General features: G+C 51.3%; 14 protein-coding genes. 3 read left to right on the top strand and 11 right to left on the bottom strand.

Translation table 11 applies throughout. The features are described 5' to 3' along the window. The first annotated feature begins 82 nt into the window (after positions 1-82). Positions 83-604, top strand: a complete 522-nt coding sequence (locus HY774_15030; protein MBI4749799.1) for a hypothetical protein — start codon at positions 83-85, stop codon at positions 602-604. 165 nt (positions 605-769) lie between these two features. Here the strand turns inward: HY774_15030 and HY774_15025 are convergent, their stop codons facing one another. Further along, on the bottom strand, positions 770-1,555 hold the full coding sequence (locus tag HY774_15025; protein ID MBI4749798.1) for a DUF4388 domain-containing protein: 786 nt from the start codon (positions 1,553-1,555) through the stop codon (positions 770-772). Positions 1,556-1,673: 118 nt separating this feature from the next. Then, positions 1,674-2,048, bottom strand: coding sequence for a divalent-cation tolerance protein CutA (locus HY774_15020; protein ID MBI4749797.1), 375 nt, complete (start codon positions 2,046-2,048; stop codon positions 1,674-1,676). 396 nt (positions 2,049-2,444) lie between these two features. On the opposite strand from HY774_15020, the gene HY774_15015 reads away from it, so the two are divergent. Next, a complete protein-coding gene (locus tag HY774_15015; protein MBI4749796.1) occupies positions 2,445-3,317 on the top strand; it encodes an AAA family ATPase in 873 nt (290 codons plus the stop codon). Between the two features lie 223 nt (positions 3,318-3,540). On the opposite strand, the gene trxA is transcribed toward HY774_15015, so the two are convergent. The 9 genes from trxA to HY774_14970 all read right to left on the bottom strand — a co-directional run bounded on the left by trxA (position 3,541) and on the right by HY774_14970 (position 15,293). Further along, positions 3,541-3,891, bottom strand: a complete 351-nt coding sequence (gene trxA / locus HY774_15010) for a thioredoxin (GenBank protein MBI4749795.1) — start codon at positions 3,889-3,891, stop codon at positions 3,541-3,543. A gap of 244 nt (positions 3,892-4,135) precedes the next feature. Next, a complete protein-coding gene (gene glgA / locus HY774_15005; protein ID MBI4749794.1) occupies positions 4,136-5,575 on the bottom strand; it encodes a glycogen synthase GlgA in 1,440 nt (479 codons plus the stop codon). 74 nt (positions 5,576-5,649) lie between these two features. Further along, the gene (rho, locus tag HY774_15000; protein MBI4749793.1) at positions 5,650-6,897 is read right to left on the bottom strand and encodes a transcription termination factor Rho; all 1,248 of its coding nucleotides are present in this window, start codon (positions 6,895-6,897) and stop codon (positions 5,650-5,652) included. Between the two features lie 311 nt (positions 6,898-7,208). Then, positions 7,209-7,814 (bottom strand): YihA family ribosome biogenesis GTP-binding protein, encoded by a 606-nt coding sequence (locus HY774_14995; GenBank protein ID MBI4749792.1) that lies wholly within the window; start codon positions 7,812-7,814, stop codon positions 7,209-7,211. Between the two features lie 140 nt (positions 7,815-7,954). Next, complete coding sequence (gene lon / locus HY774_14990) at positions 7,955-10,384, bottom strand: endopeptidase La (protein ID MBI4749791.1); 2,430 nt, start codon at positions 10,382-10,384, stop codon at positions 7,955-7,957. 159 nt (positions 10,385-10,543) lie between these two features. Then, positions 10,544-11,776, bottom strand: coding sequence for an ATP-dependent Clp protease ATP-binding subunit ClpX (clpX, locus tag HY774_14985; protein ID MBI4749790.1), 1,233 nt, complete (start codon positions 11,774-11,776; stop codon positions 10,544-10,546). Positions 11,777-11,901: 125 nt separating this feature from the next. Continuing rightward, positions 11,902-12,501 (bottom strand): ATP-dependent Clp endopeptidase proteolytic subunit ClpP, encoded by a 600-nt coding sequence (gene clpP, locus HY774_14980; protein MBI4749789.1) that lies wholly within the window; start codon positions 12,499-12,501, stop codon positions 11,902-11,904. Positions 12,502-12,692: 191 nt separating this feature from the next. Then, the gene (gene tig / locus HY774_14975) at positions 12,693-14,102 is read right to left on the bottom strand and encodes a trigger factor (GenBank protein MBI4749788.1); all 1,410 of its coding nucleotides are present in this window, start codon (positions 14,100-14,102) and stop codon (positions 12,693-12,695) included. A gap of 315 nt (positions 14,103-14,417) precedes the next feature. Next, positions 14,418-15,293: an isoaspartyl peptidase/L-asparaginase gene (locus HY774_14970; GenBank protein ID MBI4749787.1), complete on the bottom strand. Its 876-nt coding sequence runs from the start codon at positions 15,291-15,293 to the stop codon at positions 14,418-14,420. Between the two features lie 407 nt (positions 15,294-15,700). Between HY774_14970 and HY774_14965 the strand changes: the two genes are divergently transcribed. Beyond that, a complete protein-coding gene (locus HY774_14965) occupies positions 15,701-16,570 on the top strand; it encodes a cyanophycinase (protein MBI4749786.1) in 870 nt (289 codons plus the stop codon). The last annotated feature ends 20 nt before the right edge of the window (positions 16,571-16,590 follow it).

Raw genomic sequence — 16,590 nt, 5'->3', positions numbered from 1 at the left:
CAAAGATACCTGGCTCCCCGGTTTTACGTGTATGGTGGTAAGAGTTTCTTATGTGGAGTATGTGTTTAGATAAGGAGTATTTATGAATTTTCCGGTATATCTGTATCGTGCCGAATTGACTCTGGAGGTTGAAACGATACGAACTTTTTTTCAAAACCAGGCGATTCGCTTCACTGAAGTTGATGTCCGCGAAGACAAAAACGCTCAGGCCAATGTCGAGCGCTGGACCGAAGGCCAAAGCGATGTTTTCCCACTGGTTCGAGTCGGTGAAAAAATCCTGGCACTTTTTCTGCAGCCAGCACCAGATGTATTGTCGCGGATGTTTGAGCGGGGAAGCCTGGTTGAAGACAGCGACATTGACCGGCTACCGATCACGGTTTTTAGCGCCGGATGGTGCCCGGACTGCCGATTTTTAGAAAGCTATTTGCAACGGGCTGGAAAATCGTTTGCCAAGGTGGATATTGAATCAACACCAGGAGCGCCAGAAAAAATCATTCAATGGAGCGGTGGCCGGCGGGTCATTCCAACCGTTCGGCTAGGGGAGAAAATCCTCTTCTTTAATCCTGGGACCCAGATTTTTGGGAATTTCCTGGGGATGAGATAGAAGGCGAATGAAGAATGTGGTTGGTGGTTGGTGGTTAGTGGTTGGTGGTTGGTGGTTGGTGGTTAGTGGTTAGTGGTTAGTGATTCGTTTTTGGTTCCTGGTTTTTCTTCGAAATTATTGATTTCTAACCACTAACCACTAACCACTAACCACTTTTTTCATTCTTTAGTGAACATGGCCTTCGTCGTGGGCGCCGGTCATTCCAGAGCGCTCTTCATCGAGTTCGCGCAAGACATCCAGAATCAAGTTGGTGTTGCTCATGGCATTGATGTTTTGCTTAAACTCGACGGCGGACTTTTCGACTTCAAACATTCCTTCGTTGACGTCAACAAATTTTCGGAAGGCGTCAATTCCACGCAGGTTTCCGGTATCTGCATCGGCAATTTGACCGCTATTGAAGTAAATGCGTCCCACCACCTGAGGTGAGTGAAGTCCAAGGATACCTGTAATTCGGCTGTTTTCAATCACTTGAACCACATCAAAAAGGCTGACGCTGCTCAGGTCGCCAGAAATAACCTTCACGCTTGGCCGGCCATACATCCCAGCCATGGGAATGGGAGCGGCGTATCCAGGCATCACCAGTCCGGGTTGGGGGTGTTGAGGCATCATTTGACGAGGACGGGGATTTTCAGCTTCCTTAATGGCGTTGAGTCGGGCGGTAATAGACAGTTGCGGGTTGAGCCGTTTGGCCTGCATCAGAACATAATTCGCTCGATCCAGTTTTCCGCCTTCCAAATAGAGGGAAGAAAGCGCCAGCAAGTGCTCAATCGCCTTTTCTTTCAGCCCCTGGTCCACACAGATTTCACAGAGTTTTTCGCGTAAAGGGATACTCCGAGGCAAATCGGCCAATGCACCCTCAAGCGTTGTCAGGGCACGATCAAACATTCGGTATTTCAGAAGGAGTTCAGCATCAAGAATGACTCCTTCGGCATCTGGGCGATTGGGTTGCATGAAAGTTAATCCTCTTCTCGTCTTTTATTGCTTTCTCAGCGTGCAGCGGGGCAAAAACAGATCAAGCTTAAAAAAGTTGACTCATGAAGCGAATGACTGGTGGTTCAGCCGTCATTGATTATTGCCCAGATGGGTCAGTTGCGCTCAATTTGGAGGTGTCCCCAGACTGAGGTGTGACCGATGTAATCACCCAATCGGCATAACCTTGAAATACCTGACTTACCGGAAAAGCCAGAATTTCTGGCGTGGTGTAAGGATGGTTTGCGCGGACCGCGACTTCAAGTTGTGGAAACACCTGAGCCGTGGTTTTGGCGATGAGCAGAACCTCGGGGTCCCGGTGGAGCGATCCTTCCCAAAAATAAATTGATTCAATGGCGGGAATGATATTGACACAGGCGGCAAGATGATTGGAAACAAGGTGTTCTGCCAGTATGCGTCCTGCTTCAACTGAATCAATGGTGATAAAAACAAGTCGTAATTCGTGAAGTTCCATTTGAAGTGTATGTTCATTTCCGGGATAGTGGTTTCACGCTGGTGCCTGGCGACTGGAACTGATTCAAATTGAACTGGGTCCGACGATTGAAGGCCCAGGAGGGCCAGTTTTGGCACAGTGAAAGGGCCTGATGACCAGGGTGACCGTACACTGTTCAACTGTGATTGACCAGAGGAGCGGGTGCTCAATTGCCGGGTTGCCGGTTACAAAGAACAGCCAATCGCAACTCAGTAAGGAATCTGATTGCTTTGTGAAAATTCGCCGTACACAATTTTGATAAAAATTTGGATCCGCAGGAGACAAACTGAGCAAACGCATTTTAACAATGAAATCACGCTGAAGCACGAAAGAAAAGCAGTAAAAACAAATCTCGCCGCATTAAAAAACAACATTCGTATGACGCAAGATTTTTCTAGTTATGATGAAAAAGGAAGTGCGTCCAGCCTGGATGCCCGTTCCGGTTTAAATCCGGTACAAGTCCTTATCGAGCAACTCAATCGGGTTGGAGCCGAATTGAACCGGCCAGGCTGTTCACGAGCACGGCTCAATCGGGTTTTAGGGCAATCAACTCAAACATTGCTAGCGATACCTGAATTTGCTTCCTGTCGAAGTGGACAGGTGAAGCGCAATTTACTCTGGGGCGCCCTTGAAACACTAACTGACCAGACTCCAACCAGAAATTCTGGATCCCAAACGACTGCAGCTACTTATGAGGAAATTGAATCCAAAATCAAGCAGTTTTTTCCAGGTCGGCAATTGAGGGGTACAAAGAGGTTAACGGATATGGAACCCGGAACCCGGAACCCGGAACCCGGAACCCCATCGTTGTGGGTTGTCTCCGGAATTCCAGGCAGCGGCAAAAGCACCTGGATCTCAACCTTTACCGCAACAGCCACTTCACCGATTGTGATTGTTTCAACTGATGATTTGCGGGCGGAACTCCTCGGAGATGCCACTGACCAGGGTGCTAATCTCAAAATCTTCAAGACCGCCCACTCACGAGTTCGGAGGGCGCTTCGTGCCGGGATATCAGTCATCTTTGACGCGACCAACCTTTTGAAAAAGCACCGGTCACAAGTCTGGCGAATTGGGCGTACCTGTGGCGCCAGGTCAATTGCCGTGGTTTTGGCTACGCCATTCTCTGAAGCGCTTCGCCGCAACCAGACCCGAAGTCGTCAGGTTCCCGAAGCGGTCATCGCACGATTTTTCCTTCAGTGGCAACGTCCCACTCTCTCTGAAGCCGATGAGCGATGGGTGGTTGAAACCTAGGGCTGAAGACTCGCAGGCTCGGAGCACAGAAAGGGATGAGGGATGAAGGATGAAGGATGAAATAAAACCAATGTCTTCAGCCCTCAGCCCCAAGCCCGTGTTTTCTCAGCCCCAACCAAAGAAAAACCGCCAGTAACTGCGTGCAACCAATCGCAATTACTGGCGGTTTTCGAAAAACTTACTGCAAAGGCACAAACGTCTGATTTCGTCGTTCCTGGTTGAGTTATCCCAACTTACTTGAGGGGACATCCAGGTGCTTGTTAATCATACGGGCAATATTATCTTTTGATGTCGCTCCGACCAGTCGTTCCTGTTCAACACCAGCTTTGAAAAGAATCAGGGTTGGAATCCCTTGAACTTTATAATTTCCTGGTGTGATGTTGTTTTCATCAACATTCATTTTTCCGACGACGGCGCGGCCTTGATAATCATCCGCGAGAGCTTCGATAGTTGGGGACAGCATCCGACAAGGCGCACACCACGGCGCCCAGAAGTCCACCAACACCGGAATATCTGAGGCTAACACTTCATTTTTAAAGGTGCCGTCAGTAAGTTCTACAATGCTACCACTCATGGTTCATCCTCCTAATATTGTTCAAATCCAAATTGATTGCGAATTGCTCACCTGCCGTTCAAAAGCTGTGCCGTAACCCTGGAATCCAGATCATTTGCGAAATTCAAACATGGATTTGAATTCGGGAAAACGCAGTTGGAAAGGATTTCGACCCAGCTCAACCTTTCCAGGCTTTTTCAATAGCGGTTGTGCATGATGTTGCATACAAGATTTAAGGAATGAACGCAAGAACTGCACGCAGGCGTTACATGCGTTCACGAATCGTGTGTTTCAAGATCCGATAGACATCCAAATACTCATGAGCCGCCACTTCCCAGGAGTGATTGGCTTTCATCCCATTGAGCATAATTGACTTCCAGAGATCCTGATCGTTATAGAGCAGCAAGGCTTCGTAAATTTTTTCAATCAGCCGATCTGCCCGGTACGCACGGAATTTAAACCCGTTTCCAGTCCGGGTTATTCGGTCAAAATCCTGAATGGTGTCATCAAGCCCGCCAGTTGCACGCACAATCGGGATGGTGCCATATTTAAGACTATAAATCTGGTTGAGGCCACAGGGTTCAAACCAGGACGGCATCAAAAAGATATCCGCGCCCGCTTCGATCCGATGCGCCAGCTCATTGTTGAAGCCAAAATAGACCCCAACGCGGTGTGGAGCAAAGTCCCGCAGGCGTTGGAAGAAGTTCTCATATTGGGAATCCCCCGACCCCAGCAGTACAAAGAAGGCCCCAGCCTGCAGCATTCGACCAGAAACATCCCGGATTAAATCAAACCCTTTCTGATCACTAATGCGCGATACCACCGCAATCAATGGGCGATCCAGTTCGTGGGGCAGGTGAAAGTGGCTTAACAGATCAGCTTTGCACATCCGTTTGCCTGACAGGTCTCCCATCGAGTAATTGGCGGCGATGTTTTTGTCGGTGGCTGGGTTCCAGACGTCATAATCCACGCCATTGAGAATGCCAATCAGGTCATGGCGGCGGGCATGGAGCAGTCCTTCCATTTTAAAGCCGTATTCAGAGGTCTGGATTTCCTGGGCATATTTCTTGCTCACGGTTGAGATGGCGTCAGTTGCCACCAGCCCACCTTTCAGCATGCTGGCCGTGCCCCGGAATTCAAGGCCGCCATCCGTGGTGTTGAGTTCCATTGACAGACCAAACCTGGGTAACTGTGATGGGCTAAACAGTCCCTGAAACGCGAGGTTGTGGATGCTGAGCAGTGTGGCCGTCCCGGCAAAGTATGGATCCGTGGCATATACCGTCCGCAAATACACCGGGATCAGGCCCGTCATCCAGTCATTGCAATGAATGATATCAGGCGGGGTTCCAAGCCAGCGGGCAACCTCAAGAACGGCGCGACAGAAGAAAGCAAATCGTTCCGGATCATCCGATTCACCATAAATGGCTTTTCCGCGTGAGAAATACTCTGGGGTATCAATCCAGTAAATGGTGGCTTTGCCAAGGCTTTCCCGAAAAAGGCGGATGTGTTTGATGGTGTGGGCAAATGGCACCGGCAGGTTATACCAGACTTCTTCGCCGGTATGGATGAATCCATAGCGAGGCATGACCACCGTGACCTGTTCACCCAGAGCGGCCAGCGCTTTGGGCAATGCTGAGGCAACATCAGCCAGTCCACCAGTTTTTGCATAGGGAGCAACTTCAGAAACCGCAAGTAAAATGTGCATAGGTGGTGTTTTGTACCTGGTACGTGGAGCTTAGGAACCAATATTTGCGAAGAACAAAGAACAAAGAACCAGTTTTAGGTATTCATTGAAGCCAGAAATTCAGTGTTGCTCTTCGTCCGTTCAAGTCGTTCGGTGATCAGTTCCATTGATTCGACACTTGAAAGCGGGCTGAGCACCCGACGCATCACAAAGATTCGGTTCAGATCTTCCTTCGGAATCAGCAGTTCTTCCTTACGGGTTGCCGACTTGTTGATGTCAATCGCCGGGAAGATGCGTTTTTCAACCAGTTTGCGATCCAAGTGGATTTCCATATTGCCCGTCCCTTTGAATTCTTCAAAGATGACGTCGTCCATTCGGGATCCAGTGTCAATCAGGGCCGTGGCAATAATGGTCAGGCTGCCACCTTCTTCGAGGTTTCGGGCGGCACCAAAAAACCGTTTGGGCCGTTGCAGGGCGTTTGAGTCAACGCCGCCGGAGAGGATTTTTCCTGATGGTGGGACGGTGGCATTATGGGCGCGGGCCAGGCGGGTAATGGAATCAAGCAAAATCACCACATCGCGACCGTGTTCGACCAGGCGTTTGGCCTTTTCAATCACCATATCCGCCACCTGAACGTGACGGGTTGCCGGTTCATCAAAGGTTGAACTGATGACCTCTCCCTGGACGCTGCGCTGCATGTCCGTCACTTCTTCGGGACGCTCGTCAATCAACAACACAATCAGCATAACTTCTGGGTGATTTCGAGTGATCGAATTGGCAATGGTTTGGAGCAACATCGTCTTCCCGGTTCGAGGTGGTGCCACGATGAGTCCACGCTGCCCACGGCCAATCGGGGTGATCAAATCCAGCACCCGAGCCGACAGGTTATCGGGGCTGGTTTCCATCACCAGTCGCTGGTGGGGATAGAGTGGAGTCAGGTTGTCGAAAAAGATCTTTTCGCGCCTGACTTCTGGTGGTTCAAAGTTAATTGCCTCAACCTTGATCAGCGCAAAATAGCGTTCGCCTTCTTTTGGGGGGCGGATTTGTCCAGAAATGGTGTCTCCGGTCCGCAAATCAAATTTCCGGATTTGCGAGGGTGAGACATAAATATCATCCGGCCCCGGCAGGTAGTTGTAATCCGGGGCACGGAGAAAGCCAAATCCGTCCGGCAAGCATTCCAGCACACCTTCTGAAAAGATCAATCCGGATTTTTCAGTCTGCGCCTGCAAAATCTTAAAAATCAGCTCTTGCTTGCGCATCCCGGTGGCGCCGGGAATGTCATACTCCTGGGCAATTTTGGTCAACTGGGAGATGTTCATCTCCTTGAGCGTTGCGATATCCATTAGCCCGTTGGTAGATGTGTCAATGGGTTCATCCATATACAATTCAAGCCCTTGAACAATTAATTTGGTAAATGGTTTCAGATTGCAGGTTTCAAGACTGAAATCGTGCGAAGTGGAACTTGGTATTCAGGCAGGTCACAAGTTCAAACAAGGTAGGCGAGGTTACTGATGCCTTTGACGTTAACGTGAGATGGTCTGCGTTTTACGGACGCATAAACAATGGTGTTGGGAGATCACAAATCGAATTCCGCGAGCAGCACATGGGGTGCCAGTTGAGTGGTCTGGGTATCAGGTGCAAACGGTCTGGTGCTTTAACTGGTGGCGGTGATGACTGCGGGTGGTTTTGGTTCGCCCGCCTGTCGAATCATCCGCCAAACTTCATCGGCGCCCTTTCGGGTTAAAGCAGAGTATGGGATGACGGATTGGCCAAATGTCTCTCGGAGTACTTTTAACTGAGTCGCCATCTGGTTGTTTGAGAGCTTATCCGCTTTGGTTGCCACCACGCACAGTGGAACGTGTTGGGCATCCAACCATTCAACCATTTGCCGATCCAGATCCATTGGTTTCAACCGACTGTCAACAATCACAATTCCCAGCGCCAGTGGGGCCCGGTCAATGAGATATTTTTCAATCATCGGTGCCCATTGTTGCCGAATTTCGGTGGGAACACGGGCATATCCGTACCCAGGCAGATCGACAAAATACAATGCGTTGTTAATGCGAAAGAAGTTGATGAGCTGTGTTCGGCCTGGGGTGCTGCTGGTGCGAGCCAGTCCTTTGACCCGAAGCAGGGAATTGATCAGGCTTGATTTGCCAACGTTTGAGCGTCCAAGAAATGCAATTTCAGGAAGTCTGTCTGTAGGGTATTGGTGCGGAGAAACGGCGCTACACACAAACTGCGCAACAACTGGTTTCATAACCTTTTTATTTTGAGTGGTGTGGGGAGTCAACGGCAGTTGGGAAGCGGATTCTCGACGCAAATGTACTCTGCACTCGAAAATTTTTCAAGGAGGAAGGCAGAAGTGCGTGAATTTTGCCACGCACTTCTGTCGTGAAGTTATTCAACCGGCGGGGGTGAAATTTGATTGCTTTCCGTCACACTGGGATTCCACAAGGGTGACACTTCGGCGGTTTCATTTTTGGTCTTACCTGGTTTTAAGGCCAGTCGCAGGACCTGATCAACGTGGTCAACCAGATGAATGGTCAGCAGTTCCAGGATTTCCTTGGGCACCTCAACCAGGTCTTTCTGATTTTCACGTGGGATGATCACCGTTCGAATGCCAATCCGGTGGGCGGCCAGCAGTTTTTCTTTCAAGCCACCGATGGGGAGCACCTTGCCACGCAGGGTGATTTCACCGGTCATCGCCACATCCTTGCGGATGGGGGTATCGGTCAAAATTGACACAATTGACGTTGCCATTGTGATTCCGGCGGATGGTCCATCTTTTGGAATGGCGCCCTCCGGAATGTGGATGTGCAGGTCATAACGTTTGTAAAAATTGGGGGAGATGCCAAGCTGATTGGCCCGCGAGCGAACATAACTGATGGCGGCTCGGGCTGATTCCTGCATCACTTCGCCCAATTTTCCAGTCAGTGTGAGTTGTCCCCGGCCCGGCATCAGGGTGGTTTCAATATGCAGCACTTCACCACCGACTTCAGTCCAGGCCAAACCGGTTGCCAGCCCAACTTCACTTTCTTCTTCAATCATTTGGGATCGGAATCGGATCGGACCTAGATAGTTGAGGATGGCTTCAGAGGTGACTGTTTCGTGAAAGGCTGCTTTTTCCGGCGTCACCACAACTTTTCGGGCGACCTTGCGGCAGACTGAAGATAACTCACGCTCCAGGCTTCGCACCCCCGCTTCACGAGTGTAGTTCTCGATGACGGTGGTGATGGCGCCTTCGCTGAAGTCAATCATATCCGACTTCAACCCGGTGGCTTCCCGTTGTTTGGGCACCAGATAGCGTTTGGCAATCTCAATTTTTTCGCGTTCGGTATACCCTGAGAGTCGAATGATTTCCAGGCGATCCTGCAAGGCGGCAGGAATGGTGTGCAGGACGTTGGCCGTGCCGATAAACATCACCTTGGACAGATCATATTCGACATCGAGGTAGTGATCCTGGAACGAGTTATTTTGTTCTGGGTCAAGGACTTCAAGGAGGGCTGATGACGGGTCGCCACGGAAATCCATGCCGAGCTTGTCGATTTCATCAAGCAAAATCAACGGGTTGACGGTGCCGGCTTTCTTCATCATCTGAATGATTTGGCCGGGCAGAGCGCCGATATAGGTTCGACGGTGGCCGCGGATTTCGGCTTCGTCACGCACGCCGCCCAGCGACAGGCGCACAAACTTGCGGCCAGTGGCACGGGCAATTGAGCGACCCAGACTGGTCTTTCCAACGCCTGGAGGGCCAACGAAGCACAAAATGGAACCTTTAGGATTTTCAATCAACTGGCGGACGGCCAGGAATTCAAGAATGCGTTCCTTGACCTTTTCCAACCCATAATGGTCGCTTTCGAGTATTTCTTCGGCAAATTTCAGGTCGGTCACTTCTTCCGAACGCTCTTTCCAGGGCACGGCCAGCAGCCATTCCAGGTAGTTGCGCGACACGGCGGATTCAGCCGACATTGGGGGCATTTGCTCAAGACGGCGCAGTTCCGTCATGGCTTTGTTGTAGGCGTCAGTGCTCATGCCAGCCGAGTCAATTTTCTTTTTGAGTTCTTCGAGTTCGGCTTTTTCGTCCTTGCGCCCGAGTTCCTTGTTGATGGCCTTGATCTTTTCGTTCAGGTAATACTCTTTCTGGGCCCGCTCCATCTGCTTTTTCACTCGATTTTGAACCGAACGATCAACCTGAATTTTTTCCAGTTCGATGTCCAGGATTTCAATCAACCGGTTGAGTCGGTCCGAGAGCGAAAACAGTTCCAGGACGCTTTGTTTTTCCTCGACACTGATCTTGAGGTGATTGGCAATGGCATCAGCCAGGCGTGACGGATCCTCGATCTGAAGATCCGCGTGCAGGTTTTCCGGATTTTCCGGATTTTGGCGGGCATACTGATCAACCAGGGAGGTGAGCTTGCTCATCAGGGCGTTGACTCGCGGGCTCCGGTCAACCATTGCCGGTGAGCGTCTGACGGTTGCCACCCAATAGCCATCCGGATGCTCTTCAAAGCGGACTGACTTGGCCCGTTCAAGCCCTTCGAACTGGACCTTGATGTTGCCATCGGCCAGTTGGAGGTGATGTGAAATACGAGCCAGTGTTCCGATCTTGAAGACCTGCTCCATGCTAGGTTCTTCGATGGTCGCATCGTGTTGAGTGGCGAGAAAGATAATGCGATCCCCTTTCAGGGCCTGCACCATGGCGTTGACTGAGGGTGGCCGACCAATCTTGAACCGGACGACTGTATGCGGGAAAACCACCACATCCCGAATTGGCACCATGGGGTACAGGGCCACATCTTCCGGCGTACTGTCATGATATTCTTCCATAAATCTCTCTATCAATTTTTTTTCTAATAGTTCTTCCACATCAGGCAGACACGGTGTGTGATTGACAACAGCAGGTGTTTGGCCCGAATGGATCTGTCAAAGAAAGCAAGTGAGTGCTTGATTGATATGTACCAGTCGGCACGGATGCGCCTTCCCTTATTATCCAGCTTTTTCAAGCAAGGGTAAGGTAATGCGCCGGGTTTCCACCATTTCACGGGTGATGGTAAATTCCTTGATTTTTTTCTGGCTCGGCAGGCTATACATCAAGTCGAGCATCAACTCTTCGAGGATCATCCGCAAGCCACGGGCGCCGACTTTGCGTTCACACGCCATGCGGGCAATGGTTTGCAAGGCTTCCTCGGTAAACCGGAGTTTGACGTTATCCCATTCAAACTGCTTTTGATACTGCTTGATCAACGCATTCTTGGGTTTGGTCAGGATATCAACCATGGCGGCTTCATCCAGTTCGTGGAGCGTGCCCATGACGGGAAGGCGTCCGACGAATTCCGGAATCAATCCATACTTAATCAAGTCTTCCGGTTGCGTGAGTTCCAAAATCTGAGAGTTGCGGTGAAACCGTTTGTACTCCAGTTTGGCATTGAATCCCAGCGATTTCTTCCCGACCCGGCGTTCGACGACCTTTTCGATGCCCACAAACGCCCCACCGCAAATAAACAGGATGTTTGACGTATCAACCGGATAAAACTCCTGATGTGGGTGTTTGCGTCCGCCCTGGGGTGGAACGTTGGCAATGGTGCCTTCCAGAATTTTCAACAGTGCCTGCTGGACCCCTTCGCCCGAGACATCGCGAGTAATGGAGGGGTTTTCATCTTTGCGGCAGATTTTATCAACTTCATCAATATAGATGATCCCTTGTTGAGCTCGTTCGATATCGCCATTGGCCGCCTGCAACAGTTTCAAGATGATGTTTTCGACATCTTCACCCACGTACCCGGCTTCGGTCAGCGTGGTGGCATCAACGATGGTAAAGGGCACGTTGAGCATCCGGGCCAGGGTTTGGGCGAGCAATGTTTTGCCCGTGCCGGTCGGTCCAATGAGCAAGATGTTGCTTTTTTGGATTTCAACATCGCCCGAGGTCCGGCGCTTGAGCATATCCATCCGCTTGTAGTGCTGATAGACGGCCACTGCCAGTTTTTTCTTGGTTTCATCCTGCCCAATCACATAATCATCGAGAAAGGCTTTGACCTCGACCGGTTTGGGAAGCTGGGGACGCTGGGCGGTGGCTTCCTGATGGGCGTCATCAGAGATGATTTCGTTGCAGATATCAATACATTCATTGCAGATATAGACGGTGGGCCCGGCGATGAGTTTTTTGACTTCATTCTGGGTTTTTCCACAAAAAGAACAGCGGAGTGTCTCTTCTCTTCTCACACGTAGCTCCAGGGGGAAGAATAATAATTAATGAACCGTGAAAGTCGGGTTTAGCGTCAAAACGCCCACCCGAATGGCCCCCGGCTGGCAATCAACCAGGGACCGCGGGGGCAAGCCAGGGTTGACTATTCGCGATGGGCTAAGACCTGATCAATCAAACCGTATTCTTTCGCCTGGACGGCTGACATAATCCGGTCGCGTTCAACGTCGCGTTCAATCACATCGAAGGGCTGTCCGGTGTGCTTGGACAAAATGTTGGAGGTGAGTTCCCGCATGCGCAGGATTTCTTCGGCCTGAATCCGGATGTCGGTGGCCTGGCCCTGGGCGCCGCCGGATGGCTGGTGGATCAGGATGCGCGAATTGGGCAGGGCAAAGCGTTTGCCTTTCGTTCCGGCAGCCAGCAGCAACGCACCCATCGAGGCGCACTGGCCAACGCAAATCGTGGTCACATCAGGCCGGATAAACTGCATGGTATCGTAAATAGCCATTCCAGCGGTGATGGAGCCGCCAGGGCTGTTGATATAGAGCGAAATGTCCTTGTCCGGATCCTCGGCTTCCAAAAACAAAAGTTGCGCAACCACCAGATTGGCGATCATGTCGTCAATTGGGGTGCCGATGAAGATAATGTTGTCTTTCAACAACCGGGAGTAAATGTCATATGCACGTTCACCACGACCGGTTTGCTCAATGACCATGGGAACGAGGGTTTGTACAGGGGTGATCATGGACGTCTACCTAAATCAAAAGTGAGTGGAGTGGAGAACCAAAATAAGTGAAAGAATGCAGAATGAAGAGGCTATCCCATTGAAGGAAAAATGGTTTGCTGATTCATAATTCTCATTCATTCCACATAATTTCAAAAAATGTTCAATGGGCGTTGGCCCCATCATACATAATATTTTGGTTCCCTTGTAGGTTATTCGGCGGATGCGGAGTGGGCGTCTGCCGGGCTGGATTCTTCGGCAGATACGGGCTGGTCGTCAGCCGAGCTGGCTTCTGTGGCGGGAGTGATCGTTTCGGTGGTTACCTGGGCCTGATCGTAGAGGAGCCGCAGGGCTTTTTGATGACGCAGGACCTGACGGAGCCCATCCAGTTCGCCCTCTTTGACCAGGCGCTGTTTGGCCTGAGCCGGGGTTTCACCGGAATGTTCGGCCATGTGATGGATCTCATGGTCAACTTCCTTGTCAGTTGCTTCGATTTGCTCTAAGTCGGCAATCTTGGCGATCAGCAGCGTGTGTTTGATGTCACGGGCGGCTGGTTCGGCCTGATCTTTGGCGAAATGATCCCAATCAAGCTTGAGGTTTCGAGGGTCAACTCCCTGGGAGACCAGGTTTTGAACAAAGGATTGGGCGCGTTCCTGAACCCGCTTCTGAATCAGAAACTCGGGAACTTCAATGCCGGTTTGTTCAACCAGTTGATCCAGCAAAGCCTCTTGCGCCTGTTCGGTGGCTTTTCGATCAGCGTTTTTCTCAAACTGCTCACGCATCTTTTGGCGCAATTCCTCAAGGCCGGCAAATTCACCGGGCAAGCCTTGAGCAAAGGCATCATCCAATTCAGGCAATTCCCGGGCGCGAAGTGCCAGCAGTTCGATCTTACAGAAAACACGTTTGCCGCGAATTGACGTCGAGAGCTGGGGGTTGTTTTCCATCTCAGTCGCAAATTCACGGGTTTCCTCGGGTTTGAGGCCGCGCAGGTTCTCGCTAAAGACCGGCAACACGTTTGGTTCACCAATCTGGATTTCCTGAACCTGGCGATCAAACACGGGCGAGGCGTTTTCCGCAGGGGTGTCCTGACCTTCAGCCAGGTTGAAGATGGTCAGAGCAAATTCGGCGAAATCACCATCCTGGGCCGGGCGGTCTTCCTCGATTGGCATCAGCGATGCCTGGGACTCACGCATGCGGTTCAGCGTTGACTCGATCATGTCATCGGTCACCGCCTGAACTTTCTTGGTGACTGCCATTCCGCGATAGTCTTTGACTTCAAACTCAGGCAGCACTTCCACCTGAAGCTGGATTTTCAATGGCTGCCCATCAGACAGCACCAGTTGATCAATCACTGGTTCGCCCACGACGGCGAGTTTTTGTTCGACGAATGCGTCCTGCACCACGCGTGGGAGCAGGGTGCGCATGACTTCGTCGCGCGCCTCTTTGCCATATCGGTTCCGGATCACGCTCTGGGGAGCGCGCCCAGGGCGAAACCCTGGAACCGTCACTTTGCGGGCAAATTGCGCATAGGTTTGGTTGAATGCACGTGAAACTTCCTCAGCCGGAAGCTCAATGTGTACCTGTTTTTTGCAAGCGGATGTAGAACTGACTTCGACTCTCAACGATTTTCCTCTATTTATTGAAACGGATTAAAAGTAGGTAAGTGCCTGGCATTATAGGCACAGCCGTTTGCACTCTGCAAACCCCAACTCCGCAGTTTGGGGTATAAATCGGGGAAAATAGGGTTCGGGGTTCGGGGTTCGGGGTTCGGGGCAGAAAGGGACAAAAAGGACGAAAAGGACAAAAAGGACGAAAAGGACATAAGTTCGAAAACCCTGAACCCTGAACCCTGATCTCTAAACCCCGGACAAGATGACAAGGGGACAAGGGGATTTTTTTCATCCCTCATCCCTTGAAAGAACCCTGAACCCGGTTCTTCAGGATCGAATCGCGGTTGCCATAAAGGGCGTGTTTTGGTGGGCAATGGCATTTCCCTGATGGTCAATGGCAATTAAACCAGCAAAGCTGGCCAGTTCATCAACTTCAGCCAGGACCATCTGGCCTGCCGTCTCAAGCGATTTTCCGTCCTTCACCAGATCACTCAACCGCTTGGCCGAGAGCAGGACCATAATCCGTTCGCCAACCCCGGTCAGTGACACCCCAACCTGTGGGGTGCAATAGGTTCCAGCACCAATGATGGATGTATCGCCAATTCGTCCAGGGTAGCACTGACCCGTACCACCAGTTGATGTTCCGGCGGCCAGGCGGCCTTCTGTGTCGAGAGCAACACAGCCGACCGTGCCCAGGCGTGGGTTTTCAGATTTCCAGTTATCAGCCATTTTCTGGTAGTCAAGCCGTATGTTGTGTTCGGTCAAATGCTCCCGCCAGTAGGTAATTTTGGCTTCGGTGGCCACCACCGCCGGGTCAAACCCCAGGCGCAGGGCCAGATTCAGGGCTTCCTGGCCACAAAGCATGACGTGGGCATCCTGCTCTAATAAATACCGTGCCAGGCGAATTGGATTTTTGAGCCCTGGAATCTGGGCCACTGACCCGGCTCGACCATCGCTTGCCATCAAACTGGCGTCCATGCGGGCGACGCCGTCAGCCTGCAAATAACTACCAGTACCAGCGTTTAACAGTGGTTCGTCTTCAAGCTGGCGGATAGCGATCTCAACGGCTTCAATCGCACTCCCGCCCTGACGTAACACCTGCCATCCGGCATCAGCCGCCCGTTCGCAGGCATCCATACGTGGTTTTTCTTCTTCCGGAGGTGGCGTTCCACAGCCACCGTGAACAATGAGAACTGGCTTCATGAGATTCTCCTTCGTCTATGATGATGATGACACCATCTTCAAATCACCGCCCTGGATGAGCAAAAGGCTGAATGATTGAACAATTTATTTTTCCCTGAGCCCGGAGCCCCAGGCCCCGAGCCCGAAACAAGATGAGTCCTGGTCGTGGATGAATTTTCATCGCCTGCTCACCGTCAACCACCGGTAATCAAGTTTTTTCCCTTTGATTTCAATGGATTCCCCTTGATTGCCCCAGATTGCCAGCACCTGAATAATTTATCTTGACAGTAAGACAAAAGTTTCTATACTTGTAATGAACATTACGGAATATAGCTCAAGCGTAATGTTTAATTCAAGTATTGATACAGACTTTTCTCAGTCCTCCAAGACTCATCTTTCACTCCATCTTTCTTTTCGGGAAGTGTCCCATGAAATCCTTTCGGTTGTGGCCGTTGGTTGCCGTTTTCTGGTGTTTTGTGTGTTGCCTGATGCTGGTGGCGTCTCCCTGTGTGCTGGCCGGCGAACGGCTGGTCCTGGTTGGTGGTGGAAAGCGACCAGCCCAGGCCGTGGCCCGGTTTGTGGAATGGGCTGGTGGCCCCCAGGCCCGGATTGTGATTATCCCCTGGGCAAGCGGCGAGCCGCAGGAAAGTTATGATGCGCTGGCTAAAGAAATCAATGAGCACCATCCAGCCGTGGTTGAATGTGCCCCCTTTGCACCGCTCACCGCCGAGTCAAAAGCCCGATTCCTGGCTCAGTTGAAAACGGCTGGTGGTGTGTTTTTCACTGGCGGCGACCAGAGCCGAATTATGGACGTGCTCACGGACGCAACATTACTGGCCGAACTGCGCCACCGTTACACCGAGGGCACGGTTTTTGGCGGTACCAGCGCTGGGACTGCCATTATGTCGCGCATTATGTTGACCGGTGATGGTGATTTCGAAGTGATTGACGGTGGCAAGGTCGTGACTCGCGAAGGATTGGGACTGCTGCCCAACACGATTGTGGATCAACACTTTATCAAACGGCAGCGTGAGAATCGGCTCTTTGGGCTGGTGCTTCAACATCCGGAAGCCCTTGGAATTGGGGTGGACGAAGACAATGCGCTCCTGGTCATGGAAAACCGTTATGCCGAAGCCATTGGCCCAACCCAGGTGATGATGGTGGATGGGAAAGCCCGGCGTGGGGCGCTGACAGTCTATCTGGTACACTCAGGGGAAAAATTTGATCTGGTCAAACGCCAGCCAGTCAGAAGTTTTCCGACATCGCTGGTGAAAAAGACCGCTGGAGGCGCGAAATAACCCATGCTTGCCAATATTCC

This window comes from Acidobacteriota bacterium (assembly GCA_016208495.1).
GTDB lineage: Bacteria > Acidobacteriota > Blastocatellia > Chloracidobacteriales > Chloracidobacteriaceae > JACQXX01.
This window is presented reverse-complemented; position numbering and strand designations above follow the sequence as displayed.

Bases quoted from the DNA above. Each gene is read 5' to 3' on its own strand.
- HY774_15025 (MBI4749798.1), bottom strand. From the start codon at position 1,555: ATGCAACCCAATCGCCCAGATGCCGAAGGAGTCATTCTTGATGCTGAA.
- HY774_15030 (MBI4749799.1), top strand. From the start codon at position 83: ATGAATTTTCCGGTATATCTGTATCGTGCCGAATTGACTCTGGAGGTT.
- trxA (MBI4749795.1), bottom strand. From the start codon at position 3,891: ATGAGTGGTAGCATTGTAGAACTTACTGACGGCACCTTTAAAAATGAA.
- rho (MBI4749793.1), bottom strand. From the start codon at position 6,897: ATGGATATCGCAACGCTCAAGGAGATGAACATCTCCCAGTTGACCAAA.
- HY774_14970 (MBI4749787.1), bottom strand. From the start codon at position 15,293: ATGAAGCCAGTTCTCATTGTTCACGGTGGCTGTGGAACGCCACCTCCG.
- HY774_14995 (MBI4749792.1), bottom strand. From the start codon at position 7,814: ATGAAACCAGTTGTTGCGCAGTTTGTGTGTAGCGCCGTTTCTCCGCAC.
- glgA (MBI4749794.1), bottom strand. From the start codon at position 5,575: ATGCACATTTTACTTGCGGTTTCTGAAGTTGCTCCCTATGCAAAAACT.
- lon (MBI4749791.1), bottom strand. From the start codon at position 10,384: ATGGAAGAATATCATGACAGTACGCCGGAAGATGTGGCCCTGTACCCC.
- HY774_15015 (MBI4749796.1), top strand. From the start codon at position 2,445: ATGACGCAAGATTTTTCTAGTTATGATGAAAAAGGAAGTGCGTCCAGC.
- HY774_15020 (MBI4749797.1), bottom strand. From the start codon at position 2,048: ATGGAACTTCACGAATTACGACTTGTTTTTATCACCATTGATTCAGTT.
- clpP (MBI4749789.1), bottom strand. From the start codon at position 12,501: ATGATCACCCCTGTACAAACCCTCGTTCCCATGGTCATTGAGCAAACC.
- HY774_14965 (MBI4749786.1), top strand. From the start codon at position 15,701: ATGAAATCCTTTCGGTTGTGGCCGTTGGTTGCCGTTTTCTGGTGTTTT.